Here is a 26,435-nt window from a genome sequence, read left to right as displayed (position 1 = left end):
GGGGTCAGGCGCTGGGACGAAGTTCGGTGAGGAGCTTCTCCACGCGGGCGCGGATCTCGTCGCGGATCGGCCGGACGGCGTCGACGCCCTTGCCGGCGGGGTCTTCGAGCTTCCAGTCCTCGTAGCGCTTGCCCGGGAAGACGGGGCAGGCGTCGCCGCAGCCCATGGTGACGATGACATCGGAGGACTCCGCGGTCTCGTACTCGAGGAGCTTGGGGGTCTGGTCGGTGATGTCGATGCCGACCTCCCGCATGGCCTCGACGGCGGCCGGGTTGACGGTCTCGGCGGGGGCGGAGCCGGCGGAGCGGACCTCGACGGTGTCGCCGGCGAAGTGGCGCAGCCAGCCGGCGGCCATCTGGGACCGGCCGGCGTTGTGGACGCAGACGAACAGGACGCTGGGCTTGTCGCTCATCAGATTCCTTCGATGCACTGCAAGGGCCGGTTGATCGGCTTGTCGTCGCGGGGCCTTGAGACGGGTGGACTGGGTCGCTGTTGCGGTCGAGAGTCCGGTTGCGGCGACTGACGGAACCCGGGCCAGGCCGAGCGCCGCTGTTGTTGTGGGTGCGGTGTGTTGTCACGAGCGGCGGTCGACGGCGGCGACCTCATCCGTGGGCACGACGACGTGGTCGGCGGCGTCGCCCGCGTCGGGGTAGAGGGCGACGAACAGACCGACACCGACGGCGAGGCCGACGAACTGGGCCATGACGAACCCGGGCACCGAGGTGGGGGCGATACCGGCGAAGGTGTCGGTGAACGCGCGACCGATGGTGACCGCCGGGTTGGCGAACGACGTGGACGAGGTGAACCAGTAGGCGGCGCCGATGTAGGCGCCGACCGCGGCGGGCGCCGCCGGGGCGCGACCGGAGCGGGCGAGGGCGAAGATCAGCAGGATCAGGCCGGCGGTGGCAACGACCTCGCCGAGCCACAGATGACCGGCGGTGCGGTCCTTGTCGGAGAAGTCGACGGCGGCCAGGTCGAACATCAGGTTCGCCAGCACTGATCCGGCGATCGCGCCCAGAACCTGCGCCATCACATAGCCGCCCAGGTCGCGGGCGGTGAGGCCGGTTCCGGCGCGGCGACCGAGGAACCAGTCAGCGGCGGAGACGACGGGGTTGAAGTGCGCGCCGGAGACCGGCCCGAAGATCAGGATCAGCGCGCCGAGGGCGAACGCGGTGGCGGTGGAGTTCTGCAACAGCTGCAGGCCCACGTCACCGGGGGAAAGGGTGGTGGCCATGATGCCGGAGCCGACCACGGCGGTGACCAGCAGGGCGGTGCCGGTGAACTCAGCCAGCAGACGCCGCCGAAGTGCGATGGTCATCGGTCTGTCTCTCCCATGGTGTTGCTGTCCCGGATCGTCGGACAGGGCGGTTATCGGGTTCTGGCAGCGGGTGCCGGGAAGATGGGCAGGCGTCGCCCGCACGCCATCGGGACCACGACGTCGGCCCTCATCGCTCCACGGCTTGGGAGACTCCTCGCAGATTTCGATGCCGCGTTCGGCCATCGCCGCAGTCACGCAGGGATTGATCTCGATGCCGGTCGAGGGTGATCTCCTGGTGGGGATAGGCGGTGTCGATCATCGGGAGCCTCTGGGCAGGATGGCGGGGACGAGCCGGTCGACACGGTCGGCGAGATCGGCGTACGCGGCCTCGAACGCCTCGTCGGTGTCCACGCGCACCGGATCCGGGACCGACCAGTGCAGTCGGGGGCGGATCGGGCCGGTCAGTTCCTCGTGGGCGCTGTCGCACACGGCGATCACCAGGTCGTCGCGGCGGACGACGTCGGTGACGTGGGCGGTGCCGGTCGGGTCGAGGTCAAGGCGGTGGCGGTGGGCCACGGCCACCGCCCGGGGATGCACCCGGGTGGCGGGCTTCGTGCCAGCGGAGGCGACCTCACCGTGAGCGCGCTGCTTCCACAACGCGGCGGCCAACTGCGAGCGGGCCGAGTTGTGGGTGCACACGAACACCACCCGACCGACGCCGGCAAGACGCGGGGTGGCGAGAGCCGCCAGCGACTCGGGGCGTAGCCGCAGGTAGGTGCGGCGCCGGTCTGCCTCGGAGCGGCCCCTGACGACCAGGCCGGCGTCGGCGAGGACCTTGACATGGTGGGCGACCAGGTTCGTCGGCATGTCGAGGGTGTGGGCGATCTCCCCAGGAGAGGCGTCGCCCAGGGTCAGCGCGTCCACGATCGCCAGGCGTGCCGGATCGCCGAGGGCGGCGTGGATCCTGGCCCGCCGAACAAGGGAAGAAGACTCAGCGTTCATTGACTCAACTATCGCTGAGTAGTTCTGCCGAGTCAAGCCAGCAGGGGCCCACAGCAGCAGTCGGGCTGCGTGGCGTCCCATACGGCGCCGGTGGTGACCAAGATGATGTGGTAGACGGTCGACCAGGGCGGGAAGTCGACCGGCAGCGCACGCCAGACGCAACTGTTGTGGTCGAGGTATCGGATGGCATCGACAGCACAAGCCCGAGCAGGCCCGAGCCGTCGTCGCGGAGATCGTCGGCGAGGCCGAGCGCGGCCTGAACATCCCGCCGACGGTTACCGGCTTCTCCCTGCGCCAGGCCCTCACCCTGGACGGCAAGCTGCCCGACGAGAACGCCTACACATCGAGTTCTTGGACCTTGTCCTGCCACCAGACAACTGACCGGGCCAACGCACGACAACGGCGGGGCGATCCGTAATGAGGATCGCCCCGACCATCCAACGGCATGCCTGGGCGCTGTCGACCGACCGCGGCCTCCTGTTCGCTGGTGCCGGCGAACAGACCTGCGAATCGGTGTGACCGCCGCCGTCGTGGTCGAACCGGCGCAGCGGGGTGTACCACCGCTTGGCACTACCCCAGTCGTCGGACCCGGTCGCGGCACCGTCCTCGAGGGCGCCGTGACGCGGCCGAAAGACTGGCCGTCGTCGTACATGCGCCGATCGTGTCGGGTGCGGTAGCCGGGTCACGGGTGATCGGCACACATGTCACGAATCAGATCCTCGCCCGCCCGCGATTGTGGCCGCCCGTGCCGGCACGGTACTCGCTGGCATGCTCCCCGGTCCGCATAATGGGCGATCATGGCTGCCGTCGATCCATATGTGACCGTCACGGAACCGACGTTCGTGGCACGACTCCTTCTCGATCCCGGAACGGACACCGAGGAGTCGGTCGCCAACGTGGATGCCTTCGTCGACCTCCCTGACGGTTCCAGCTGGGCGCTCACGATCCTCACCGTCGATGAGGTCCGTCGCCTGCTCGCGAAGTGGAAAGAGACCGGCGAGGTCGCGAACGGCAGCTACTTCTGGGCCGTTGATCAGTTGATCGTGCCGGAGCCGGGCGTGTCGGCCATGGTCACGGCGATTCGCGAACTCGTCCGCAGCGGGGCGATAGCAAACGTCGGTGTCCGGTGCGAGGAGCCCGGCTGACCTGGACTGGCCCGAGCCGGGACCTCTTCGTCGAACCGGGCTCCAACGCCCACATTACGCGCAAGGGCACCCCGCCCGGTCCAGGTCCCAGCCCCTCCCGCGGTTCGTCAACTCAATCTGCCGCGCCCGCACGCCATACCGTGGGGACACCCGACCTACCACCCGTAGGCTCGCGTAACACCAGTTGCCGCACGCTCTTCGGTGACCCCGGCGTGCGAACGCCGGGGTCGCTCGGAAGCTGGGCCCTGCCCGTGGCGAATCCGATGAGGTGCTCGGGGCTCAGCATGGTCCGGATCTGCCGGGGCGGGTCGAGCTGGGGGCTGCCGATGATGATGTCGGTGTTGAGTCGCTGCAGCGCCGGGCCGGGTGCGGCGCCCATCTCGGCGCGCAGGGTGCGCCGGACGCGGTGATACTCGGCCAGCGCGTCGGCGCGCCGGTCGGACCGGTAGAGCGCCAGCATGAGCTGCGCCGAGAGCGCCTCCGACGTGGGATGTCGGCAGGTGAGGGCGCTGATCTCGGCAATGAGTGCGCGGTGCAGGCCGAGGTTGAGCTGCGCGGCGAAGAGCCGGACCACCGCTTCGAATCGCTCTGCCTCCAACCTCGCCACGGCCGTCTGTAGAAGCGGACCCGTGTTCACGTCGATCAGGACCGGCCCGCGCCACAGGGCGAGCGCGGTGCTGTACGTGCGGGCGACGGTGAGCGGGTCGGTGACCAGATGCAACGGGTCGACCATGTGCCGGAACCGTTCCAGGTCCAGCTCACCCGGCTGGACCTCGATCAGGTAGCCCCGGCCGCGGGTGATGAGAGGGCTGCGCTTCACCGGGTCGTGGCGGGCCTGCAGCGTACGGCGCAACTGTTTTACGTAGGTCTGGATGGCGGCCACCGCGCTGGGCGGTGGGTCGGAGTCCCACAGTTCCTCGACCAGTTGCGGAACCGGCACGGTCGTGTTCGCGTTGAGTAGCAGTAGGGCGAGCAACTGGCGTTGCTTGGGTGCGGTCGGGGTGCGGTCCGTGCAACCGTCGGCGACGGTCAGTGGGCCGAGGACGCCGAGTTTCACAGTAGTACTCCCGTGTGCACGGTGCGGCAACACTCCTGACGGATCGTTTTTGATCAATAGCCCAGCGTCTTCTTGACGAGCTTGTCGACATCGGCGGGCGTTTGTCGTCGCGCCAGGCCACGTACGGGTCGGGGCGGATGAGCGCGAGTTCGCAGCCGTACAGGTCACGTATCGCCGGAGCGGATCGCGCGATACAACGACATCACCCGCGGTCCCGGCTCGATTCCGAACCTGTCGGCCAGTATCACCTTGAGTTCCTCGAAGACTCGGATGGCGGCGTCGTCCTGCCCGCACCGGTGCAGCGCCAGCATGTGCTGGGCGCGCAGGGACTCGTAGGTCGGGTGCTTCGCGCAGCGCCGGGCCAACTCGGGCACCAGGTCCCAGTGCCGGCCAAGGTGCAGGTCACTGTCGATGCGCTGCTCGAGCGCGGCGCGGTGCGTCTCGCGCAGCCGGACGACCGAGGCCTTGGCGAGCGGGCCGGACTCCACGTCGGCCAGCACCTCGCCGCCCCAGTCCTGCAGAGCGCGGGTCAGCAGGGCGGCCGCGGTGTGGTGGTCCCCGGCACGCGCGGCCGCCATGCCGAGGCGGCTCACCCGCTCGAAGACGGCGGCGTCGAGCAGGTCGGGCTCGACCACGAGGCGGTAGCACGACTGACCGGTGACGAGCCGGGCCCGCTCAGTGGGCAGGGCCCGGGTGAGGGCCTGCCGGATGGTCCGGGCGTAGGTCTGGAGCGTGTGGTTGACACTGCGCGGCGGGGTGGCACCCCAGAGCTCGGAGATGCAGTCCTCCACGCGTACCAGCTCACCGGCGTTGAGCAGCAGGAAGGCCAGCAGCTGCCGAGGCTTGCCGGCCGTCGGGGTGAAGTCGACGGCGTAGGCGTCGCGCACCTGCAGGCGGCCCAGGATGCGTAGGTGCAGCCGTGAGCGGTACCTCAGAGGTCTCGGGCCCGTGGAGAGGCCGGGGGGCTCGGGGACGGCTGCCGCAGACAACAAACCACCTCCGCATCGAGAGACACCCCGGCATGGCGCGCAGCGGGCGCACGTCGATTGACACGCCTCCTTCCGGGTTTGATTCGAGCCTAAAAATAGACAGATTCACATGTCAAGAAGCCCACGCACATTGTTGAAATCCGCCTGAGACTCAGGAATCGCGGCGCCAGGTGACCGGAGTTTAAGTCGGTACAGGATGGTGGAATCCATGATTATCTACATCGATGCGGTCACCCGGTCGGAGATCTGTTGATTGCCGGTCGGACGGCGCCCGAGGCCGGCACGGCGTCCAGGTCATCCCGGTCTCCATCCCAGCGCAGAAGAACGACCCCGCGATTGGGCCGGACCGGCAGCGGGCACCGGCTCGGCTCGCCGCGGTCACCGCACAGCTCGAGGAATATCTCGCGGGCGCCCGGACAACGTTCGAGCTGGATTACGCCATCGAGGGCAGCCCGAAGCAGCTCGCGGTCCGGCAGGCACTCGACGCGATCGCCTACGGCAGCACCACCACCTACGGGACCGTGCCAGCCACGGCCGGGCTGCCGCCCGCGGCGGTGTGCCGTGGGCCGGATGATCGGCGCCAGCCCGCTGCTCGTCGAGTGCCCGTGCCACCGCGTCATCGGAGCGAACGGCTCGCTGACCGGCTACGCCGGTGGCGTGGAGCGCAAACGGCAGCTGCTCGGCCTCGAAGGCGCCCTGCAGCCCACGCTCGGCGAATGACCGTTCGACCCTCGACAGGAGCCCCTGTGACATCGACGACGCCGACCCGTGGACACCGTCGGCACCGCCGTGACCGGCGCTGACGGGCTCGGCCGCTGCCCGTGGGCGGTGACCCACCCGCTCAGCTCCGCCTACCACGACACCGGGTGGGGCAGGTCGGTAGGCGATCGGGATGGTCGACACCCACCTGCTGGGCTGCCACCGCCGCGGCAGCTCCGGCCTGTACCCGGCCGTCAGTTGACCTAACCCGTCCACAATTCACGCCGGCCCGTGACTCCTGACGGATCCGCTCCTGAAACGCGGTCGTGCGTACCTGCTCGTCCAGCAGTCGCTGCCGGCTGTCCGCGGGCAGTTCGGCACGGCGGACCGCGCGCAGTACCACCTTGCACAGCGGCGGGTCCGGGTCGCTGACCTCGGCCCACGGGAACCGGCGGGACAGCCGCGACCGCAACGCGGGCGGGGTCCCGGCCCAGCAGCACGGCACAGACGTTGCGGCCGACCGTCGCCACCAGACCCCGGCCCAACGAGCACCGGGCGATCAGTTGAATCCGGCACCGTAGATCGCGTCGGAGACCAGCTGCCGTGACACGCGCTGCGGACGCCGGCCTCGGGGCGGGGCTGAGCTTCGTCACCGGCGCAGGTCCGCAGCGAAGACGTTGCTCGGTGACGTCACCCGCTCGGCCGCCCCGACGACCGCCCGTTCGCCGCCGCGCTGCTCGAGGTGGAAGCGGTACGGACGCTGCTGACGCAGACGGACGCCGAGCTGGCCGACCTGCCGGCCCCGGCAAACTACCTGGGCGCCGCCGAACTGCTGGTGGACGCCGTCCCAACGCACTACCGCGACGGCTCCCGACGGTAACCGGAGGCGTCGCGGTCGCCGGTCGCGTCAGCGCTTGAGGGCGAAGGTCAGCCCGTCGGCGAACGGCAGCATGCTCAGATCGACACGGTCGTCGTCGCGCACCTTCGCGTTGAACGCGCGCAACGCCCGGGTCTCGTCGTCCTGGGCCTCGTCGTCGATGACGGCGCCTTTCCACAGGACGTTGTCCACCAGCACCAGCCCGCCCGGACGCAGCAGCTCCAGACCCGCCTCGTAGTAGGCCTCGTAGTTCTCCTTGTCGGCGTCGATGAAGACGAAGTCGAACGAGCCACGGGCACCAGGCTCGGCCAGCAGTGCGTCGAGGGTGACGCGGGCGTCGCCGACCCGCACGTCGACCCTGTCGGCCACACCGGCCCGCTTGCAGTGGTCGATGGCGATCGCGGCCCACTCCTCGGAGATCTCGCAGGCCACCACCGTGCCGGTCGGCGGCAGGGCCAGGGCGGTGCACAGCAGGCTGTAGCCGGTGAACACACCGATCTCCACGGCCTTTCGCACCCGCAGCGCGCTGACGAGCACCCGCAGGAACTGTCCCTGCTCGGGGGAGATCTGCAACAGGTGCAACGGCAGAGCAGAGGTGTACTCCCGCAGTTCGGCGAGGATCTGCGGCTCACGCAGCGAGGATGCGGTGACGTAATCCTGCAGCTCTTTGCTCAGGTCAACCTGAATTCTCATGAAAGCCTCCTGGGAATCGGATGGGCGCGGTGCGCCCGGGCGCGATCGATGTATTCCCCGGTCCACCAACGTACTTACAAGACGACCGTGACGCCAGTTCAAACTCTGTCGCTCATCGATCTCTCGCCGTAGCTTTCAGTCGCTCAGAGATGCCCGCGCTCGCCTCGTTCTTCAGCGCTTAGTGGAAGCATGTCGAACAAGCATCCGGAGGTACGCGGTGATCGATGATGTCCGTTCTTTTCGGGATTGTCTGGGACAGTTCGCCTCCGGGGTGACGGTGGTGACCGTCGGCGGTGCGCAGGGCGTGCACGGCTCGACGGTCAGTGCGTTCACGTCGGTCTCGCTGCAACCGCCCCTGGTGCTGGTGGTCCTTGACCGGCGCAGCCGGCTGTGCCGCCGCATCGACGGACAGCCGTTCGGGATCAACGTCCTGGCCGCCAGCCAGCGTGACCTGGCGCTGCACTTCGCTGGTGCGGCCACCGGCGGTTCGGGCAGCGGACCGATCGGATGGGACACCACCGACGACACCCCCAGGCTTTCCGGTGCCACCGCGTTCCTGTCCTGCCAGCCGTGGGCGTTGTATGACGGGGGCGACCACCTCGTCGTCCTCGGCCGAGTCTGTTCCTTCGCGACACTGGGCGCCGACCCGCTCGTGTATCACCGCGGTTCCTTCCACGAACTCGCCACCCCACCGCCGCCCAGCGCCTGGCAGGGCTCCTTCGACTGCCCCGCGGACGGCATGTGGGCCCTTGATATGACATCCGCCTGACGAGAGGTTGACATGACCCTGGAAGCCACACCGCCGGACGTCGCGCGTCGCGTGACCCGACCGATGACCGGCAACGAATATCTGGAGAGTCTCCGCGACGGTCGGGAGGTCTTCCTGTACGGCGAGCGGGTCAAGGACGTCACCGCCCATCCGGCGTTCCGGAACTCGGCACTGATGACTGCCCGGCTGTACGACGCCCTGCACGACCCGGCCCGGCGGGATGTGCTGACCGCCCCCACCGACACCGGCAGCGACGGCTTCACCCACGCGTTCTTCCGCACGCCGCGCAGCGTCGAGGACGTCGTACGGGACCGCGAGGCGATCACGGCGTGGGCCAGGCTGACCTATGGCTGGATGGGCCGCAGCCCCGACTACAAGGCGGCGTTCCTGGGTACGCTCGGCGCGAACTCGGACTTCTACTCGCCGTACCAGGCCAACGCACGCCGCTGGTATCGCGAGTCGCAGGAGAAGGTCCTGTTCTGGAACCATGCGATCATCCACCCGCCGGTGGACCGCCACCTCGGCACCGAGCAGGTCAAGGACGTGTTCGTACACGTCGAGAAGGAGACCGACAACGGCGTGATCGTCAGCGGCGCCAAGGTCGTCGCAACCGGGTCGGCGATCACCAACTTCAACTTCATCTCACACCACGGCCTGCCGATCAAGGAGCGCGAGTTCGCGTTGATGGCGACCGTACCGATGGAGAGCTCCGGCCTGAAGCTGATCTGCCGCCCGAGCTACGCCGCGGCCGCCGCGGTGATGGGCAGCCCGTTCGACTACCCGCTGTCCAGCCGGCTCGACGAGAACGACACGATCCTCGTGCTCGACAAGGTACTCATTCCATGGGAGAACATCTTCATGTACGGCGACCCGGAGCAGGTCAACGGGTTCGCGCCGCGCTCGGGATTCCTGGAGCGGCTCACGTTCCAGGGCTCGATCCGGCTCGCCGTCAAGATCGATTTTATCGCCGGCCTGCTACTCAAGGCCGTGGAGACCACCGGCACCAAGGACTTCCGGGGAGTGCAGGCCCGGGTCGGCGAGGTACTCGCCTGGCGCAACATGTTCTGGGCACTCAGCGACGCGGCCGCCCGCAACCCGCAACCGTGGCGCGACGGCTCGTTCCTACCCCACCTGGACTACGGCATGGCCTACCGCTGGTTCATGACCCTCGGCTACCCGCGGATCAAGGAGATCATCGAGCAGGACGTCGCCAGCGGCCTGATCTACGTCAACTCCAGCGCCGAAGACTTCAAGAACCCAGAGATCCGCCCGTACCTTGACAAGTACGTGCGCGGATCCAACGGCGTCGACGCCGTAAGCCGGGTAAAGCTGATGAAGCTGCTGTGGGACGCCGTCGGCACCGAGTTCGGCGGCCGACATGAGCTGTACGAACGCAACTACTCCGGCAACCACGAGTCCGTGCGCACGGACATCATGATGGCCCAACAGGCATCCGGCCAGCTCGACGAGTACAAGGGCTACGCCGAGGAGTGCCTGGCCGAGTACGACCTCGACGGCTGGACCGTGCCCGACCTGGACTCGTTCGCCGCACTACGGGCGAATCGCCGCTGGTAACACCGCACCGTCCCGACCTGGTCCTGGCGGACAAGGCCAACACCAGCCGCGGCAACCGCCGATATCTGCGCTCACGTGGGATCAAGGCCTGTATCCCGAGCAAGACCGACCAGGACGCCCACCGCAAGGCCAAAGGCTCCCGCGGTGGCCGTCCGCCCACGTTCGACCGGCAGCTTTACCGGCTACGCCACGCCGTCGAGAACGACATCCCCCGCCCACGTCCGCCGAGCCTTCCGGAACATCCGCAGAGCGCCCGACCAGCTAGCGCCCCAAAACCCACTCGACCAGGCCCCGGACGCCCACCCGGCTCACGCAACCACAGACCCGCACCCCGCCACGACGTCGGCAAAACAAGCAAGCGCGACCTGAGCATCACCGCACGTAATCAACGCGCAAGGTAAAGAACAAGCTCAGTTCGACGGCTCATCCGTTCGACGCTCGAACGATCCCCGGCCGGGACGATCAAGAGGTGACGGCGGGAACCCTGCCGGGGACCGGCCTGCCGGCCCTGGACACCCGGTACCGGTTCTGGACGCAGCGATCTCGGCGTGGTGGTCGACCGCCCAGCTGGCCAGCGCCGAAAGTGGCTCCAGCAGGCTGGCGCCCAGCGGTGTCAGCCGGTACTCGACACTCGGCGGCGATGTCGGAAACACTTCCCGTTCGACCAGGCCGTCGCTCTCCAACACGCGCAGCGTCCGGGTGAGCATCCGCTGACTGATGCCCTCCACCGCCCGATGCAACTCGTTGAACCGGTACGGCTGCCGGCCGAGCAGGGTGATCAGCAACAACGTCCACTTGTCACTCACCCGCCGCAGCACGTCGGTGACCGGACAGCACTCGTATTCGTCGATTGGAACGGGAATCGGCAACCGGTGGCTGTCGAGCGTGGTACGCACACCGGTGTTCCTTGTGGCCATGAAAGTGCCTTCTTTCGCCTCCGTCGATCATCTGCCCAGGATGAGCACGGTCAGTGGAGAACGGTAACGGAGGCGACATGGGAGTCGTGGTGGTCAGTGGTGGCACCAACGGAATGGGACGCGCATTTGCCCTCGGACGGGCCGAACGCGGTGACCGGGTCCTCGTGCTCGGCCGCAACCGCGAACGCGGTGAGGCGCTGGCGGGCGGATCTGTCACCTTCCTTCCCGTCGACCTCTCCAGCGTGACCGAGACGCGACAGGTCGTCGCGCATATCCTCACCGAGTACCCCGTCGTGGACGCGCTGACGCTGTTCGCCAACGCGGTGGCGCCGCGTCGAATCGAGACCGCCGAGGGCCTGGAGCGTACGTTCGCGCTCTACTACCTCAGTCGCTATCTACTCAGCTTTGGCCTGCGTGAGGCGATGGACCGGGCTACCGCGCCGGTAATCGTGAACATCGCAGGCGTCGGCGTCACCAAAGGCGGGGTCCGCTGGGCCGACCCGCAACTGACGTCGGGCTACTCGGTCGTCACCGCACAACTGCAGGCCGGTCGAGCCAACGACCTGCTCGGCGTGGGCTTCGCTCAGCGGTCCGGCAGCCGTGCCCGATACGTGCTCTATCATCCCGGCTTCACCAAGAGCGGCGACCGCAGCCCGCTCCCGCTGGTCGTCCGCGGCCTGCTAGCGGCGGTATCGGTGGTGGCCCGCCCAGTCGCGGACGCGGTGGCCCCGATTCACCAGTTCCTGGACGCGCCGCCAGCCGCGCCGCTGACCGCCGTTGACCGGAACAAGCGACTTCCGCCCAGCTTCCCCACGCTCGACCCGCAGAACGCCGAACGCTTGATGGACCTCACGGAGAAGTTGCTGGGCTGAGGTGCCGTCCTGGCCCAGAATCTGCGTTGCCGGTGCCGACGAGAACCCAGCCGCAGCAGCGTACCGCGGCTGGTACGCGCCCTGCCCGACCCACCCGGCACGGCGGTCACCGTGCTTCGTAGGCGGCGGCCGCGGCGGCCTGGCCTGCCGGGTCGTTGAAGCAGTCGGTCGACCGGATGCGATGGAACCTCCAGGTGCGAGACTCGGGCAGTCACTTGACGGCTCCTTGCATCAGCGCCTTGACGAAGTTGCGCTGGAAGATCAGGAAGATCACCAGCGAGGGCAGGATGATCAGCAGGGATCCGGCGCAGAGCAGCACGATGTCGGTGCCGTGCTGGCCCTGGAAGGCGCCCAGCCCGCCGGCCACGGTCCGTTTCGTCGGGTCGTCGACGAGGACGAGGGGTAGCAGGTACTGGTTCCAGCTGGCGAGGAAGAAGAGCACGGATAGTGCGGACCACGCCGAGGTGGCGAGCGGCAGGTGGATGCGGCGGAACGTCTGCCAGGTGTTGGCGCCGTCGACTTTCGCGGCTTCGGTGAGCGCGGGCTCGGTGCCGAGAAAGTGTGCGCGCATCCAGAAGACGCCGAACGGCATGAGCAGTCCGATGAGCGGCAGGACGATCGCCAGCCGCGTCCCGAGTAGTCCCATGCTGCGCAGGTCGTAGTACAACGGGGTGATCAGCGCCTCGAACGGCAGGGTGAGTCCGACGAGGAGAAGACCGTAGATCGCCTTGCCGAAGGGCACTTTCAGCTGAGCGAGGGCGTAGCCCGCGGCGGTGGCCATCGCGACCGTGGCCGGCACGACGCCAAGCACGATGAGGGTGCTCGAGCGGAACAGCGCGACGAAGTTCGCGGTGCTCCACGCGTCGACGAAGTTGTGCCAGTGCGGGTCGCTGGGCCAGCTGAGGCCTTGCGGCGTGCTGCCCGGCGCCGCCAGTGCCGTGGTGAACATGCTCAGCAGCGGCACCACGGCGAACAGCATCAGCGCGAGCAGGATCCCGGTGCGTGTCACTCGATGGGCGAGGCCCGATGTGGTCATTTCTGTCTCCCGAGACGCTGGATCGGCCAGATGACCAGCAGCACGACGATGGTCAGGAACACCGCGAGCGCCGAGGCCTGGCCGACGTGCTGTTGCAGGAACGTCAACCGGTAGATCTGCACGCCGGGCACCATCGTCTGGTAGCCGGGACCGCCTTGCGTCGCGATCTGGACGACGTCGAAGCTCGCCAGCGCGGCGATGATCGTGAACGTCGTGCACACGACGAGTTCGCGCCGCAACCCGGGCAGCGTCACGGCGAAGAACTCTCTGACCGGCCCGGCCCCGTCCAGCCGGGCCGCCTCGTACAGCGACGGGTCGATCTTGCCGATGCCCGCGAGTAGCAGCACCGTGCAGAAGCCGAGCATGACCCAGACTCCGATCACACCGACCGCGGGCAGAGCGAAAGTGAAGTCACCGAGCCAGGCCCGCGTGTACTGATCGAGGCCGACCGCGCGCAGGACCTGATTGACCAGGCCGTCCGAGGAGTACATCCACGTCCACGCGATACCGGCCGCGACCAGCGGAAGCACCTGAGGGACGAACAGTAGGACCCGGGCGGTGGTGCTGAACGCGCCGGGCTTCAGTTCGCGGATGAACGACGCGGCGACCAGACCGAGCCCGACCGGCAGGACCGTGTAGAAGATGATGAGGACGAACGCGTTCACCACGGATTGCAGCAGCTCCGGCCGGGTGAAGATCGCTTTCCAGTTGTCCAGTCCGGCGGGCGTCGCCGGCCCGATGCCGTCCCAGTGGTAGAAGGAGTACTGCACGGACTGGAGCATCGGGAACAGCACGAAAACGGCGTACATGCCGAACGCTGGCGCAACCCAGAGGAGCGCGCTCCAACTCCGCCGCCGGCGTGCGGATGGGCGCCGTGCGGCGGGTTGTCGTGCCGCAGGAACGCTCGACGGGTCGGTCATGGCCGAAGCCTGCCGCATCGCCTGCGGGGTCGAGACGGACGGCACCGCATCACCCCTGGGTCGGCTCGCCGCGATCATCGCCCGAGATCGCGCTCGTAGTCGGACTGCACCTTGGCCGCGAACGCCTCGGGCGTCGTCTTGCCGGCCAGCAGCAGCTGCGTTTGCGGGATGAGGCTGTTGACGTGCATCGAAGCCGTCGCGTCAGCCATGAAGCCGACCAGCCCGTTGCTGTTCAGCAACTCCTGGAACGCGCTGACGGTGGCGGCGACCGCCGACCCCTCGGGCGCGGTCGGAGCTGGCGCGTCCGACGGGCCCGCCGGCACCAGCCCGCCGAGAGTCACCGTCTCCTGCCGCGCCTGCTGGTCCGTCTGCACGAAGTCCAGGAACGCGGCCGCCACGTCTGCATTGGGTGACTTCGCCGGGATCCCCAGGTTGGCGGCAGCGGTCATCGCGTACGGCGGCCCACCGGCAACGTCGGACGGGAACAGGAAAAACCCGAACTGACCGGATCCGGTCTTGTCGAGTTCCGGAGCCTGCCAGTTGCCGCTCGGGAAGAACACACCGTTGCCCTTGATGAACTCGGCCGGTGCCCGGGTCTGGTCGATGTCGTTCACGTCGGCCGGCAGGTATCCCGCCTGCCCCAGCGTTGCAATGTCGTGGCGGCCTTGACCGTCGCCGCCGTGTCGATACTCGCGCCAGGCTTGGTGTAGCTCCAGTCCTGGACGGCTTGCGCGTCACCGGCGTACGACATCGCCAGGTTCTGCAGCGGATAGACGCTGCCGCCGTCCTTGCCGTTGGTCATGATCGGCTGCAGCCCAGCGTCCTTCGCCTTGGCGAGCAACTGCTCGAACTCGGCGACAGTCGCCGGCGGCCGCGTCATACCGATCCGCTGCGCAAGCGCCTTGTTGTAATACACCCCGGTCAGGCCGAAACCAGCGCCCGCGGCGTACAACGAGCCCGTCCCCCGCTGTCTGCCGTCCGGGCCGACACGGGTGGAGGCGAACTGCGACTGCGGCCACTCGTTCCACCCGTACGCCTCCGCATACGGGTCGAGGCTGATCAGCAGGTGGTTCTTGGTCAGGTTGCCCAACTGCGGCACGCGGACGAGGTCGGGCACGTTGTCCCCGGCGAGAGTACGCGCGATGGTCGTGGTCAAGGTGGCGTAGTCCTGGCTCTCCACCTTGACGGTCACGTTGCTGTACTTGGCGCGGAACAGCTCGCCGAGAGCGGTGTAGAACGGGACGTCGACGCCGCTGGTGACGAGCAGCTTCAGGGTGACCGGTTCGCTGCCGATACTGGTGGAGATCGGCTTGGACGGCACCGGGCCGGCTTCGGAGTTGCCGCCGGGTGCGCAGGCGGCCAGCAGCAGGGCAGCCGCCGCGGCGACGCCGGCCGCCCGGAAGGTTCCGCAGTAATGGATCAGTGATCGCACGAGAAGTCCTTAAGGCTCGATGGTGTGGGTTGACTGGAACGCGCGGCGTACAGCGTCGCCAGCCCTGCCAACGGCGTGATGCGCGTCGGTCATCACGGCGAACATCTCGAAGAAGCCATGGATCTGCCCGCGTACTCGGTCAGCTCGACCGGCACGCCGGCCGCCTCCAGACGCCGGGCATAGTCCTCGGCCTCGCGGCGGAGGAAATCGTGTTCGGCCGTGATGATCGTCGCAGGCGCGACACCGCGCACAGATTCAGCGTGCAGCGGGGATACATACGGCGCCTTGCGGTGTGCCGGGTCGGGAACGTACGTCGCCCAGATGTGCTGGAGCCGACGGTAGCTGTTGGAGCCGAAACCCGACCGGCCCGCGAAGGTCTCGTACCGCCGCCGGAACGCGACCTTGTAGTCGGTGTTCTCGACGCTGTCGAGTGCCGGGTAGACGAGGAGTTGGGCGGCTAACCGAACGCCTTCATCACGCGCTTTGAGCGCGGCCGCCGCGGCGAGATTGCCGCCCGAACTGTCCCCACCGACAGCCACGGTGCCGAAGTGGTGGCGTGCCCAGGTGACGGCCGTCCAAGTGTCGTCAAAGCCGGCTGGAAACGGGTGCTCGGGCGCGAGCCGGTAGTCGATGGACAGGACCCCGCACGCGGCCCGGTTCGCGAGTGCCCGGGCGACGCCCTCGGCGGTGTCGAGGTCTCCGTGAATCCAGCCGCCGCCGTGCGCCCAGACCAGGACCTCTCGTTCCGCACCCGTGGGCAGATAGAGCCGAGCCGGTACGCCGTCCGCGTCGACCGACTCGACCGAGGCCACCGGCGCCGGCTCGCCAGTCACGGCCAGGACCTTCGCACGTGCGTCCGCCCGCACGGCCGCGATGTCGGTGGCCCACGGGTCGGGTGATGATCCGGAGCTGTCCAGGAAGGCCTGAACCTGCTCGTGCGGCCGCAGCGGATTGTCTTCCTCACGGACGACCGGGGTTCCCCGCCGGAAAGCTGCACCCATTCGATCGCACCTCTCGCCAATGTTAAGACTGAGCACTCAGTCTGTTTCGCAGAAGCTACCGAGTGCTCAGTCGGTTTGTCTATACTCGGCGATGACCGTCCCGACCATCGCGAGGAGATCAACCGTGTCCCCTGCCCAGAAGCCCAAGACCTCAGCGAAGGGCCTCGAGACACGGGACCGCATCGTCGACGTCGCCGTACGATTCATCGCCCGCAACGGAGCGCGCGGCACCAGCCTCGCCGACATCGCGGCCGAGGCCGGCGTGTCACAGACCGGGCTGCTCTATCACTTCCGCAGCAAGGAGGCCCTGCTCAACGCCGTCATGGACCGCCACGTAGCCTTCTCCGAGCAGTGGCTGTGGGGCGACGGACCCGACCCCGGCATCAAGATCGTCGACATCATCGCCACGCACATGGCCAGCTGGCCCAGCCAGCACGACGGCAAGGTGGCCAGCCTGCTCGGCATGAACACCGTCGTCCTCGGCGAAAACGTCAGCCCCGACACCGACCTCCACCCACGGCTGGTCGATGGCTACCGAACGACGATCGACCGTGTGACAGCCACCCTGCGGTCCGCACAAGAGCGCGGCGAGATGCGCAAGGACATCGACCCGCAGCTCAAGGCAATGGAGATCATCGCTTTCTGCTACGGCCTCGAGGCCGCGTGGTTGGTGGACCCGACGATCCCGGTCGCCGCGGCAGCCGCCCAATGGGCGGCACAGCAGACCAGGCAGTTGGCGACCGGGTCGGCAACGTCCTGACGACACACCCCCGGAAGTCCGGCACCTTCTGGAAGCAGCGTTCGACGGTGGTGCGCTTCTTGTAACGCTGCGGGTCGAAGGCTGCGGGCCGTCCGCCTGCCGACCCCCTTCCTCTTCCGGCTGGCCTGCTGATCGGTCTTCTCCGGAATGACCGCGGTGATCCGGCGTCGGCGCAGGTGGGCGCGGTTGGCCCTGGACGAGTAGGCCCTGTCCGCGGCGACCGCGTCGGGGCGGGTGCGGGGCCGACCGGCCGGGGCGGGAACACGAATCCCGTCCAGCAGGGACGGCAACCGCGGACAGTCTCCCGCCGGGCCGGGGTGAGCACGAACACCAGCGGCAGCCCGGCAGCGTCGACCACGGCGTGAACCTTGCTACTCAGTCCGCCCCGGGACCGGCCGAGGCCGGCGACCGCAGCACGGGCCCTGCGCCGCCGCCGGGCGACACGATCCTGACCCGTCGCTTCCGCGCTGCCCGCACCTGACCGGGCCTTCGACGCACCACCCGCAGCACGGGCGGCTGACCCGCCAGCGGAGCCTCTCTTTTCTCCGTCAACGCCTGCTCCAGCGCATCCAGGGTCTCACCGGCGACCGCCAGACCAGCCGACTCCTGATGCGCCCGCACCACGGCGGAGTCCACACCGACCAACTCCAACCCGACCAGCCCACGCGACCCGGCCTCAGCGATCAACGCGTCCATCAAGCCCTGGAACACCCCCGCCCTGGCCCACGCGTTGAACCGGGAGTAGATCGTGGACCAGGACCCGTAGCGCTGCGGAACATCACGCCACCCAGACCCGGTCCGAAACCGCCACAGGACCCCGTTGAACTGATCCCGCACCCGCCAAGGCAACGGCCCCGTAGCCGCCACCGGCAGACACGGCTCGATCAACGCCCACTCGGCATCCGTCACATCGGAACGCGCCACCACCGAGTTCTACCAGCCACCGCCAGCCCGCCACCCACCTAGATCCTCGCCGCCGGCGGACCGTCGGTGCCGGCGCCCTCGACGCGTCTTGGTCAACACCCCAATCGCCACCCGATCCGGCAACCTGTCCCGCGCCGCCCTGACGATACGAGTCCCCCAGCCGCGACGGAAGACCATAGACCACACTGAACTTGAGGAAGCGGCATTGGGCCTGAGCCCTGGGGTCCTACCGGGATCAACCGACGCGACACCACCACGACCGCCATGAACCTCAAGATTCCCTCAAGTGGCTCCGCCTGGGAGCGATTCCAATTCACCAAGGACTTTAGGTTTGCCATACCCAATTGGCACAGCCGGCCCACCTACGCAGGCGATACGTCACTCAGAAGGAGCAGGTTAATCAAGGAAGCCGGGCAACCGAATGACGCCCGAATGATGAACCGGGAACTGCACTTCTTCAAGTAGAGGAGATCTGGTGAACCGACGTCTTTTGCTGTCGACAACTGTCGCAACAATGTGTGCCGTAACCCTGTTCGCGCCGTCCTCGGCGGCGGAGAACGGAAACGCCAACTGCGAGAATCTGCCCGGTAATCGTTCTGCCTCCGGCTGGACGAACTACGAGGAGCTCGGTAAGCAACTCGCCCAGATCGAGGCGACCAGCCACGGCCGCGTCGACGTGGATGTCATCGGACAGTCCCAGCGGGGCCGGGACATCTACGCGGCGCGGGTCGGCACCGGTGACCGCGTGCTCCTGATCACGAGCGAGATCCACGGCAACGAGAAGACCGGCACCGAGGCGCTGCTGAGCATGCTCAAGACCCTCGGGTCCAGCGGCAGCCCGCAGGCCCAGTTGATCCGCGAGAACCTGACCGTCGTCGCTGTCCCGAAGTTCAACCCCGACGCTGCGGAGCTGAACCGTCGGCAGAACGACTTCCCGTGGAGCGAGGCGGTCGAGAAGTTCCCGCAGCTGGCCGGGACGAACCCGCCGTACTACTACAGCAACGGCGCACAGGGCTTCGACGTCAACCGCGACTTCAGTGCGGACCTCACCGCCGAGCCGTCGCCGGCGACCCGGCCGTCGAACGAGACCCTCCCCGGCATGTTCGTGACCAACGAGTCCCGGGCGCTGCGTGACCTGTACGTCGACCTGCGCAACGAGTTCGGCAAGGTCGACACCTACGTCGACCTGCACCACATGGGCCCGTGCAGCCAGAACAACGACAGCGACCAGTACGTGACGGTGGCCCTGGACTTTCCGCCGCTCGGCTCCGAGATCGACGGCAACCCGCGGTACGCCGACTGGCCGCTGCTCGACCAGGACAGCTCCCGTCGGCACGCGCTTGCCGCCGCCCAGGGCATGATCCAGCACGGCGGCAACGGCAACGCCCAGAACTCGCCGTTCGTCGGCGGGGTCAGCCAGTACGTGCACTACCAGGTCGCCGACGGGTACAGCTTCGACCGCGACTACGCCGGGCAGGCCCGGTCGGCGTTCGCCCTCAACGGCAGCGCGACCGTCCTGTTCGAGGTACGCGGCCAGTCCCACGCCTGGGGCCAGAAGCAGAAGGGCCAGCTGACCGCGGCCGTCGAGGCCGGCATCGTCGGGATCGCCGAGCGGATGGCGGACGGGTCCGTCGACAACCTGAACCACACCGATTTCTACCAGCTGCCCAAGTACTGGTGAGGCCGTAGAGCCGGCACGGCAGCCAGCCGCAGCGGGTGATCACGCCCGGAGGCCACCTCCCAGCGATGGGGGTGGCCTCCGGGCGTCGTGAGGCCGCCGGCCGGGTTCGCCGTGACGGCCATGCCGCCGCCGGGGCGCGGTTCGTCCTCGGCGGGTGCCGCTGTGGGATGTGCACAAATAAGCCTCGACTGCCGGTCTTTGTGGGTGGACCCGTTGTCCAACGCCCGCGCCGGCGTCCTGGACCCCGAACGGATCGCCCGCGCCATCGCCGTACTCCAGGGAGCCGGCACCATGCCCGCCGGCCTCACCCCGACCGCGGCGCCATCTTCGACCTCGTACCCGCCTGAGTGTTGGGTTACCTGATGGTTGCTGTCGTTGTCTCTGGTCGAATGTTCCGGTAGCGGGTCTGGGCCTGACCCGGTTTGACGGACATCGCAGATCCGTGGGGCTGTGTGCCCTCGGGAAGGATGTTCATCACGGAAGGCATGGGGAACGGCCGCGGAGGGCGTTCACGCCGGAGTTCAAGGCGGAGATCGTCGAGGTGTGCCGGCGGGGTGACCGCACGGTCGGTCAGGTCCGAAGGATTTCGATCTGACCGAGACGGCGGTGCGGGACTGGGTGAAGCAGGCCGACCTCGATTCCGGCACTCGGACGGACGGGTTGTGACCAGCGTGGAGCGGGAGAAGTTGGCGCGGCTGCGTCGGGAGAACCGGCGGGTGCGTAAGGACGTCGACATCCTCAAACGGGGCCACGGCTTTCTTCGTGAGGGAGACCCGGTGAACGCGTGCCCGCGGCTCACCGATCGCATCGTGACCGTCCTGCTTGAGCAGCACGAGCACTACGAGGCCCACTCGTCCAGGATGACCCGCCACCTGGCGGGTCCACGTTGTGGCAGACGGCCACCGCACGATCTTCGATTGTCCTCACAAACCATCGATGATCAACGCGGTGGCCGTCCTCATGCCCACGCCACTCCCAACCGCCGAGCCAAGTGACGTTGGAGTGTTAGGCGAAATGACTCGTGACGCTGGCGGGGTCGGCGGCGGCGAGATCCTGGTTGCTCAGGTCCTCGTAGAGCTCCCTCATGCCTTGAAGGAAGTCGTGAACCTTGGCAAGATCGTCCCCCACGTACTGGGAGATCAGGTAGATCATGGTGTCGAGCGGGACCTTCTTGTGGTCGACGACAGATTTCACGAACGTGTAGCAGAACGCCTGCTCGACGGTATCCGTGATGCTCTTCTGCGAGAAATAGTATTTCCAGAAGGACACATCGACGCGGACGAAGGCATTGTGCTCCATCGTCACGAAGTAGAAGTCCCTCTTGGTCTCACCGGCCGTCGTATCGCTGAACAGGGTGTCGATAGCGGAGTGGACGACGGTCTTCAGGCCGTCCTTGTACTGCCCGGAGAAGAACTGATCTACCGCCGCATCGATGCCGGCGGTGGCCGCCTCGCCCGAGGAGACAGTGTATCCCTGCTGAAAGTTCTGCACTGACCCCGGAACGATGAACAGGTCGCTGATTCCGCCCCCCGTCCCGTGCAGCATCGCCCCGATACGGTCCTCGGCGAGCTGAAGATGCGCCTCGGCGGCACTCCTTATGAACTCCAGGCGCTCCTTAACCTGTACAGCCTTGTCGTCTGAACCCGTGAATCCCGCTATAACCTTCTCAATTGCCGCCACAGTAAGCCTCGTTTTACTTCATGGATGGATGGATTACTCCGGCGCCCCTTAAGGCACCCCGCGCTCCGGATACGTCGAAATCAGTGGCGCCAGTAAAACACATTCTGCCCGACAACGCAGCCCTCGCCGTCCCGATTTTCTCCTGCATTTCTCCAGTGGCCGTGGGCAGAGGGATCATGTGACGACAATCGGACGCGTCATTGTCGGATATGCGCACGTCCAAATCTCTGACGCCCGAGCTGATCCGGTCTCAAGTGTCTAGTGTTCCCCGGGTTCGGTGGAGTCGGGTTGGTTGACTGGTCAGGCTCGTCGCCTGTCGAGGAGAGACGTGCCGGGAAGATACCCGCCCGAGTTTCGTCGTAAGGTCCTCGATCTACTCAACGTCGGTCGCGAAGCTTGTCCAAGATCTGGATAGGGCTCGCTGACCGAGCAGATCCGCGCGGTGGACCGCGCCTCCCGGGGCACGCACGGTTGTGTACCACAGCGTAGACCCGCCAGGCGGCCCGGTGCGACCAGCCCGAACGCCTCGCTGCCGCCGGCGTACCCGATGACGTCGGGTTCGCCACGAAGCCGGCCCTGGCCCGGCAGATGATCGCCGCCGCGGTGGGCGCCAGCGTCCTGTTCGGGCGGATGAGCGAAAGACGAGGTCTACGACGCCGACCCGGGCCTCCGCGCTGACCTGGAACACGGCGGGCTCGGCTACCTCCTGCCGTCGGCTGCGACCGACGCGAGCACGTCAACGACGGCCGTACCCTCGTGCGGGTTGACGACCTCGCCGACCGGATTCCCCAGCCGCGAGTGGCAGGTGCACAGTTGCGGGCCGGAAGCAGAAGGTCCCCGCACTACCCGTGGGCGTGAATCACCACGGCCACCCAGCCGGGTGAATACCGGTGGCTGCTCATCCGCCAAAGCCGGGCCACAGCGAACTGACCCTCTACCTGTGCTGGCCACCCGCCCGCCCGGTGCCGCTACACACCCGGGTGCGAGTCGCCGGTTCACGCTGGAGCATCGAGGAGCTGTCCCAGACCGGCAAAGGGCAGGTCGGCCTGGGCCACTACCAGGTCCGCGGCTAGACCGGCTGGCACCGGTTCATCACCCTGGCCATGCTCGCCCTGGCCGTCCTGACCGTCCTCTGCAACACCCCGCCCGGGCCTGACTCCGGCCCGACATCACTGCCTGACCCGCCCGCGCCGCCGAACTGGTAGGCGCCCGACCTGAGCACCGCTCCGCGTAGCCGAGTACGGCTACGCGCGCTCTTCCCGCCCCGCTGTGGCGCACCACTGCCGCCGCGCGCCCCCGGGGACGGGGCGCGCGGCGGCTTCATTTCGCCAAGGAGCATTCATGTCGCACTCGACACGAATCTCGATCCGCCAGACGCTGACCGGCCACACACCGCCGGAGCTGGGCGGATACGACTTGATCAAGTCCGGGACCGCGGGTATCGGTTGCACGCTGACCGCAGCCATCGTCGGAGGTGCCCGATGACCTCACCCACTCGGCCCGCCAAGCCGAAGGCCAAGCCCCGCCCCATGTTCGCGCCGGTCCTGACCCTGCTCGCGACCGAACCGCACCGCGCCTTCTCCATCGGCGACCTCGGCCGGGAACTGCCCGGCAGGTCCTCCGGGGCGATCGGCTCCGTCCTGAACCGCCTCGCCGACCGGAAGTGGGCCACCATGTCCGGACCCTGCGGGCGATACGCACGGCGATGCCGCGGCGGCGGATCTCGGCCCGCAGCGCGCGGACGTCATACGCCTTGTCGGCGTGGAGCTTGTCGGACCGCTGCCGGGGTCGGCCACGCCGGCCGCGGATCGGGGCGATGGAGTCCCGTAGCGGTAGGAGCAGGTGGGCGTCGGGGACGTCGGCTGCCATGTTGGCCAGTCGCCGAACAGTTCACGGTCAGGGTCGTGGCGATGCTCGACCGTCGTGCCGTCGCCCGCGGTCCTGTTCGGCGATCTCAACGTGGGCGCCGGCCTTACCCGGGCGGGCCGGTCAGCCCAGTTCGTCGGCGAGTTCGGGGCGTTCGGACTTTGACCGACCGGCGTCACCCGGTTCGGGTGCGGCCCCGGCTGCCGAGGCGGTCAGCGCCTGTTCGGCGAGGTGCTGCCGCAGCGACCAGGCGACCGCGCCCGCCCAGACCGCGAGGATGGTCGCGTAGGCGGCATAGCGTACGCCGGCCGGGGCGTCGATCCACTCGCTGCGCAGCAGCGTACGGCTGTTGGTGAGGATGATGATGCCGCCGACGGCGGAGCCGAGCATCCGGGGTGGGATCTTGCGTACCAGCCAGGCGGCGATCGGTGCGGCGACCGTCCCGCCGAGCAGGAGGGCGCCGACCCAGGCGAAGTTGACGTTCTCCGATCCGAGCCCGACCAGGAAGCCGACGCTGGCCGCCAGTGCGACGAGGAACTCACTGGTGGCGATCGAGCCGATCACCCGGCGGGGTTCCATCCGGCCGCTGGCGAGGATCGCGGGGGTGCCGACCGGGCCCCACCCACCGCCTCCGCTGGCGTCGACGAAGCCGGCGACCAGACCGAGCGGGCCGAGGAAACGTTTACGCAGCGGCGGACCGGTCCGGCCGGTGGGGAAGCCGACGACGGTGAACCGGACCAGCAGGTAGATGCCGAGGGTGAACAGGATGCACGACATGATCGGCACTGCGGTTTCGGTGGAGAGGCTGCTCAGGAAGGTGGCGCCGGCAAAAGCACCGATCGCGCCGGGCACGCCGACCTTCAGAACGACCGACCAGTCGACATTTCCGAATCGCCAGTGTGCGACACCGGAGGCCAGGGTCGTTCCGATCTCCGCGAGATGAACGGTTGCCGACGCACTTGCGGCACTGGCGCCGATAGCCAGCAGAAGTGTGGTGGAGGTCACACCGTAGGCCATACCGAGACTACCGTCGACGAGTTGCGCTCCGAGCCCCACCAGGGCGAGAAGAAGAAGTTTACGCATAGTGAACCACCGAGTGAGAGTGGGGGCGCCTGGATAGGTCCAGGCGGGATCGAAACGATCGTTAACTGCACGGGATTCGCCGAGTCGAACGATTCGGCGACCACGTTTGCCCAGCTCAGAGCCAATACGTGAAGATGTTGACGATCACCTTCAGATTTCGTCAACGGCCCCGAGGAAGTCAGAGTTACTCGATAGGAAATGCCGGCCAGGCATAGATAGAAATCTTTAGGGCCGCCAACAATAGGAAGCAACAGCCGTTCCACATACCGGGAAGCGCAATCACTCGCACGTTTGCTTGACGCGCGCTGCGACATCAAGTAAACGCGCGCGAATAGGGATGACAAATTCGATCATGAACTGTGACTTGCCATTCCGCCACCGCCCGCCCAATCTGCGACCGACGCCTACCGAAAGAGATTGTTCACCACGTTGGTCAACTTGGTCAGATTTAACTGAGCCGAAACTAAGCGCAGCTACTTTGTGACCCAGCGCAACATCGATACGCACCAATTCGATCTTCAGTCGGTCGCCCGCGCGGCCGGCCGACCCAGCCTGTCCCATTGCGAAGCCGCCGCAACCGGAGTGGGAGCCCCGATGAGTGCTGCACCGAACATGCGCGACCTGGTCCTGGCCGTCAATCCGGCCGGCGCCCTCGAACCCGGTCCACGGATCACGGCTGCCGCCTGTGCCGGCGGCGGTACCGGCCTGCTCGACCTGGCCGGCGGCGGCAACTGGGTGCTACAAGCGCTCACCCAGGCCGCCACCTGGGCATCCGGGCCGATCGGCGTACGGGTGCCCGGTGGTTGCACCGCCACTGTCGACGAAGTCGAGCGCGCCGCGCCCGGCGCCGTCGACCTGGTGCTGCTCACCGCCGACGCCCCGTGGCAGGTCGGTGACGTCGCCGCCCGCTACCGGGTGCTCGTCGAGGTGACCAGTCTCGCCGAGGCCCGGGCCGCCGCCGCAGCGGGTGCGCACGGACTCGTCGCCCGCGGCATGGAGGCCGGCGGCCGGGTCAGCGAACAGAGCTCGTTCATCCTGTTCCAGCAGCTCGTCGCGGGCGACACCGGCGACCTGCCGGTCTGGGTGGCCGGCGGGATCGGCCCGCGCACCGCCGGCGCCTGCCTCGTCGGCGGGGCCGCCGGCGTGCTGCTGGACAGCCAGCTCGCCCTGATGCCCGAAGCCGAACTGCCGGCGGACGTCCAGGCCGCGATCCGGCGGATGGACGGCTCGGAGACCGTGCTCGTCGGCGCCGAACGCGGACTGCGGCGCGGGGGCCCGCACGACGAGACCTCCGAACTGCTGCCGATCGGCCAGGACGGCTGGCTGGCCGCCGTCTTCGCCGAACGCTGGCCGGACACCGCAGCCGCCGTACGGGGGATACGCGAGTCGCTGCTGGCGACGCTCGCCGACGACTCGGCCGGCGAGCCGCTGCTGCCCGGCGCCCCGCTGGCCGAGGCGCTCGGCGTACGGATGCCGGTCGCCCAGGGGCCGATGACCCGGGTCAGCGACGAGGCGGGATTCGCCGCCGCGGTGGCCGGCGGCGGCGGGCTGCCGTTCGTCGCCCTGGCCCTGAACGGGCCGGAACAGTCCCGCCGGATCCTGACCGAGACCGCCGGCCTGCTCGGCGACCGGCCCTGGGGCGTCGGCGTGCTCGGCTTCGCCCCCGACGACATCCGGGCCGCCCAGCTGGACGTCATCCGGGAGATCCGCCCGGCCTGCGCGATCATCGCCGGTGGCCGCCCGCCCCAGGCGAAGGCGCTGGAGGCGGAGGGCATCCGCGCCTTCCTGCACGTACCGTCGCCCGGCCTGCTCCGCCAGTTCCTGCGCGCCGGAGCCCGCCGGTTCGTCTTCGAGGGCGCCGAGTGCGGCGGGCACGTCGGCCCCCGCGCCAGCTTCCCCCTGTGGGAGGCCCAGCTCCTGGTGCTCGACGAATACCTCGACGGCGACCCGTCCGCCGCCGGCCAGGTGGAGGTCTTCTTCGCCGGGGGCATCCACGACGCCCGCTCGGCGGCGATGGTCGCCGCGATGGCGGCGCCGCTGACCCGCCGGGGTGCCCGGATCGGGGTGCTGATGGGCACCGCCTACCTGTTCACCGAGGAGGCGGTCACCCACGGGGCGATCCAGCCGCTGTTCCAGCGCATGGCGGTCGACGCCGACCGGACCGCGCTGCTGGAGACGGCCCCGGGCACGCCACCCGGT

At 68.2% G+C, this 26,435-nt stretch carries 22 protein-coding genes and 8 pseudogenes; 11 read left to right on the top strand and 19 right to left on the bottom strand.

Annotated elements, in window-relative coordinates; all coding sequences use genetic code 11:
• Positions 1 to 4: 4 nt before the first annotated feature.
• The 4 genes and pseudogenes from Prubr_RS24955 to Prubr_RS38305 all read right to left on the bottom strand — a co-directional run.
• A complete protein-coding gene (locus Prubr_RS24955; protein WP_212817367.1) occupies positions 5 to 412 on the bottom strand; it encodes an arsenate reductase ArsC in 408 nt (135 codons plus the stop codon).
• Positions 413 to 574: 162 nt separating this feature from the next.
• Positions 575 to 1,318 carry an aquaporin gene (locus tag Prubr_RS24950; RefSeq protein WP_212817366.1) on the bottom strand — a complete coding sequence of 248 codons (744 nt, stop codon included), beginning with the start codon at positions 1,316 to 1,318 and terminating at the stop codon, positions 575 to 577.
• A 255-nt stretch (positions 1,319 to 1,573) separates the two neighbouring features.
• Positions 1,574 to 2,260: an arsenate reductase/protein-tyrosine-phosphatase family protein gene (locus Prubr_RS24945; RefSeq protein ID WP_212817364.1), complete on the bottom strand. Its 687-nt coding sequence runs from the start codon at positions 2,258 to 2,260 to the stop codon at positions 1,574 to 1,576.
• A gap of 32 nt (positions 2,261 to 2,292) precedes the next feature.
• Positions 2,293 to 2,475 (bottom strand): annotated as a pseudogene (locus tag Prubr_RS38305) (transposase); the annotation flags it as partial.
• A gap of 582 nt (positions 2,476 to 3,057) precedes the next feature.
• On the opposite strand from Prubr_RS38305, the gene Prubr_RS24935 reads away from it, so the two are divergent.
• The gene (locus Prubr_RS24935; RefSeq protein ID WP_212817362.1) at positions 3,058 to 3,405 is read left to right on the top strand and encodes a hypothetical protein; all 348 of its coding nucleotides are present in this window, start codon (positions 3,058 to 3,060) and stop codon (positions 3,403 to 3,405) included.
• A 112-nt stretch (positions 3,406 to 3,517) separates the two neighbouring features.
• Here the strand turns inward: Prubr_RS24935 and Prubr_RS24930 are convergent, their stop codons facing one another.
• On the bottom strand, positions 3,518 to 4,462 hold the full coding sequence (locus Prubr_RS24930; protein WP_212817360.1) for an AfsR/SARP family transcriptional regulator: 945 nt from the start codon (positions 4,460 to 4,462) through the stop codon (positions 3,518 to 3,520).
• A gap of 164 nt (positions 4,463 to 4,626) precedes the next feature.
• Positions 4,627 to 5,349, bottom strand: coding sequence for an AfsR/SARP family transcriptional regulator (locus Prubr_RS24925; protein ID WP_212817358.1), 723 nt, complete (start codon positions 5,347 to 5,349; stop codon positions 4,627 to 4,629).
• 672 nt (positions 5,350 to 6,021) lie between these two features.
• Here Prubr_RS24925 and Prubr_RS24920 point away from each other — a divergent pair.
• Complete coding sequence (locus tag Prubr_RS24920) at positions 6,022 to 6,171, top strand: MGMT family protein (protein WP_212817356.1); 150 nt, start codon at positions 6,022 to 6,024, stop codon at positions 6,169 to 6,171.
• A 628-nt stretch (positions 6,172 to 6,799) separates the two neighbouring features.
• Here the strand turns inward: Prubr_RS24920 and Prubr_RS24915 are convergent.
• The gene (locus tag Prubr_RS24915; protein ID WP_212817354.1) at positions 6,800 to 7,006 is read right to left on the bottom strand and encodes a hypothetical protein; all 207 of its coding nucleotides are present in this window, start codon (positions 7,004 to 7,006) and stop codon (positions 6,800 to 6,802) included.
• 51 nt (positions 7,007 to 7,057) lie between these two features.
• Positions 7,058 to 7,720 (bottom strand): O-methyltransferase, encoded by a 663-nt coding sequence (locus Prubr_RS24910; RefSeq protein ID WP_212817352.1) that lies wholly within the window; start codon positions 7,718 to 7,720, stop codon positions 7,058 to 7,060.
• Positions 7,721 to 7,937: 217 nt separating this feature from the next.
• On the opposite strand from Prubr_RS24910, the gene Prubr_RS24905 reads away from it, so the two are divergent.
• From Prubr_RS24905 to Prubr_RS37095, 3 genes and pseudogenes are all read left to right on the top strand, one after another.
• Positions 7,938 to 8,489 carry a flavin reductase family protein gene (locus tag Prubr_RS24905; RefSeq protein ID WP_246567605.1) on the top strand — a complete coding sequence of 184 codons (552 nt, stop codon included), beginning with the start codon at positions 7,938 to 7,940 and terminating at the stop codon, positions 8,487 to 8,489.
• 12 nt (positions 8,490 to 8,501) lie between these two features.
• The gene (locus Prubr_RS24900; RefSeq protein WP_212817350.1) at positions 8,502 to 10,064 is read left to right on the top strand and encodes a 4-hydroxyphenylacetate 3-hydroxylase family protein; all 1,563 of its coding nucleotides are present in this window, start codon (positions 8,502 to 8,504) and stop codon (positions 10,062 to 10,064) included.
• Positions 10,001 to 10,279: pseudogene (locus tag Prubr_RS37095) on the top strand (IS5 family transposase); the annotation flags it as partial. The gene Prubr_RS24900 and the pseudogene Prubr_RS37095, both read left to right, overlap by 64 nt.
• Positions 10,280 to 10,474: 195 nt before the next feature.
• Here the strand turns inward: Prubr_RS37095 and Prubr_RS24895 are convergent.
• Positions 10,475 to 10,981, bottom strand: coding sequence for a winged helix-turn-helix transcriptional regulator (locus Prubr_RS24895; protein ID WP_212817348.1), 507 nt, complete (start codon positions 10,979 to 10,981; stop codon positions 10,475 to 10,477).
• Between the two features lie 77 nt (positions 10,982 to 11,058).
• On the opposite strand from Prubr_RS24895, the gene Prubr_RS24890 reads away from it, so the two are divergent.
• A complete protein-coding gene (locus tag Prubr_RS24890) occupies positions 11,059 to 11,853 on the top strand; it encodes an SDR family NAD(P)-dependent oxidoreductase (RefSeq protein WP_212817346.1) in 795 nt (264 codons plus the stop codon).
• Between the two features lie 211 nt (positions 11,854 to 12,064).
• On the opposite strand, the gene Prubr_RS24885 is transcribed toward Prubr_RS24890, so the two are convergent.
• The 4 genes and pseudogenes from Prubr_RS24885 to Prubr_RS24865 all read right to left on the bottom strand — a co-directional run bounded on the left by Prubr_RS24885 (position 12,065) and on the right by Prubr_RS24865 (position 16,242).
• A complete protein-coding gene (locus tag Prubr_RS24885) occupies positions 12,065 to 12,889 on the bottom strand; it encodes a carbohydrate ABC transporter permease (RefSeq protein ID WP_212817344.1) in 825 nt (274 codons plus the stop codon).
• Positions 12,886 to 13,809 (bottom strand): carbohydrate ABC transporter permease, encoded by a 924-nt coding sequence (locus Prubr_RS24880; protein WP_212817342.1) that lies wholly within the window; start codon positions 13,807 to 13,809, stop codon positions 12,886 to 12,888. Before Prubr_RS24880 ends, Prubr_RS24885 begins: the two co-directional genes overlap by 4 nt.
• 74 nt (positions 13,810 to 13,883) lie before the next feature.
• Positions 13,884 to 15,130, bottom strand: a pseudogene (locus Prubr_RS37090) (ABC transporter substrate-binding protein).
• Between the two features lie 203 nt (positions 15,131 to 15,333).
• Complete coding sequence (locus Prubr_RS24865) at positions 15,334 to 16,242, bottom strand: alpha/beta hydrolase (protein ID WP_212817336.1); 909 nt, start codon at positions 16,240 to 16,242, stop codon at positions 15,334 to 15,336.
• 91 nt (positions 16,243 to 16,333) lie between these two features.
• Between Prubr_RS24865 and Prubr_RS24860 the strand changes: the two genes are divergently transcribed.
• Entirely contained in the window at positions 16,334 to 17,002 is a 669-nt protein-coding gene (locus Prubr_RS24860; RefSeq protein ID WP_212817334.1) for a TetR/AcrR family transcriptional regulator, read from the top strand.
• Here Prubr_RS24860 and Prubr_RS38300 read toward each other — a convergent pair.
• The 3 genes and pseudogenes from Prubr_RS38300 to Prubr_RS38295 form a co-directional block, all read right to left on the bottom strand.
• Positions 16,888 to 17,319: pseudogene (locus Prubr_RS38300) on the bottom strand (transposase); the annotation flags it as partial. The gene Prubr_RS24860 and the pseudogene Prubr_RS38300 sit on opposite strands and share 115 nt — an antisense overlap.
• Before the next feature lie 58 nt (positions 17,320 to 17,377).
• On the bottom strand, positions 17,378 to 17,698 hold the full coding sequence (locus Prubr_RS37085; RefSeq protein WP_246567603.1) for a hypothetical protein: 321 nt from the start codon (positions 17,696 to 17,698) through the stop codon (positions 17,378 to 17,380).
• A 12-nt stretch (positions 17,699 to 17,710) separates the two neighbouring features.
• Positions 17,711 to 17,911, bottom strand: a pseudogene (locus Prubr_RS38295) (transposase); the annotation flags it as partial.
• A 490-nt stretch (positions 17,912 to 18,401) separates the two neighbouring features.
• Between Prubr_RS38295 and Prubr_RS24845 the strand changes: the two are divergent.
• Positions 18,402 to 19,607 carry a M14 family zinc carboxypeptidase gene (locus Prubr_RS24845; RefSeq protein ID WP_246567601.1) on the top strand — a complete coding sequence of 402 codons (1,206 nt, stop codon included), beginning with the start codon at positions 18,402 to 18,404 and terminating at the stop codon, positions 19,605 to 19,607.
• A 662-nt stretch (positions 19,608 to 20,269) separates the two neighbouring features.
• Positions 20,270 to 20,602, top strand: coding sequence for a hypothetical protein (locus tag Prubr_RS24840; RefSeq protein WP_212817326.1), 333 nt, complete (start codon positions 20,270 to 20,272; stop codon positions 20,600 to 20,602).
• Between the two features lie 10 nt (positions 20,603 to 20,612).
• Here the strand turns inward: Prubr_RS24840 and Prubr_RS24835 are convergent, their stop codons facing one another.
• Entirely contained in the window at positions 20,613 to 21,287 is a 675-nt protein-coding gene (locus Prubr_RS24835; protein ID WP_212817325.1) for a hypothetical protein, read from the bottom strand.
• 507 nt (positions 21,288 to 21,794) lie between these two features.
• Here Prubr_RS24835 and Prubr_RS24830 point away from each other — a divergent pair.
• Positions 21,795 to 22,444, top strand: a pseudogene (locus Prubr_RS24830) (IS701 family transposase); the annotation flags it as partial.
• Between the two features lie 526 nt (positions 22,445 to 22,970).
• Here Prubr_RS24830 and Prubr_RS37080 read toward each other — a convergent pair.
• Both Prubr_RS37080 and Prubr_RS24825 read right to left on the bottom strand, forming a co-directional pair.
• Positions 22,971 to 23,111 (bottom strand): annotated as a pseudogene (locus Prubr_RS37080) (IS5/IS1182 family transposase); the annotation flags it as partial.
• Positions 23,112 to 23,276: 165 nt separating this feature from the next.
• Positions 23,277 to 24,236 (bottom strand): sulfite exporter TauE/SafE family protein, encoded by a 960-nt coding sequence (locus Prubr_RS24825; RefSeq protein ID WP_212817323.1) that lies wholly within the window; start codon positions 24,234 to 24,236, stop codon positions 23,277 to 23,279.
• A 594-nt stretch (positions 24,237 to 24,830) separates the two neighbouring features.
• On the opposite strand from Prubr_RS24825, the pseudogene Prubr_RS37075 reads away from it, so the two are divergent.
• A pseudogene (locus tag Prubr_RS37075) lies at positions 24,831 to 26,303 on the top strand (nitronate monooxygenase); the annotation flags it as partial.
• Between the last annotated feature and the right edge of the window lie 132 nt (positions 26,304 to 26,435).

The organism is Polymorphospora rubra (genome assembly GCF_018324255.1).
Taxonomy (GTDB): domain Bacteria; phylum Actinomycetota; class Actinomycetes; order Mycobacteriales; family Micromonosporaceae; genus Polymorphospora; species Polymorphospora rubra.
The sequence above is the reverse complement of the archived record's forward strand: the minus strand, read 5'-3'. Positions and strand labels throughout refer to the sequence as shown.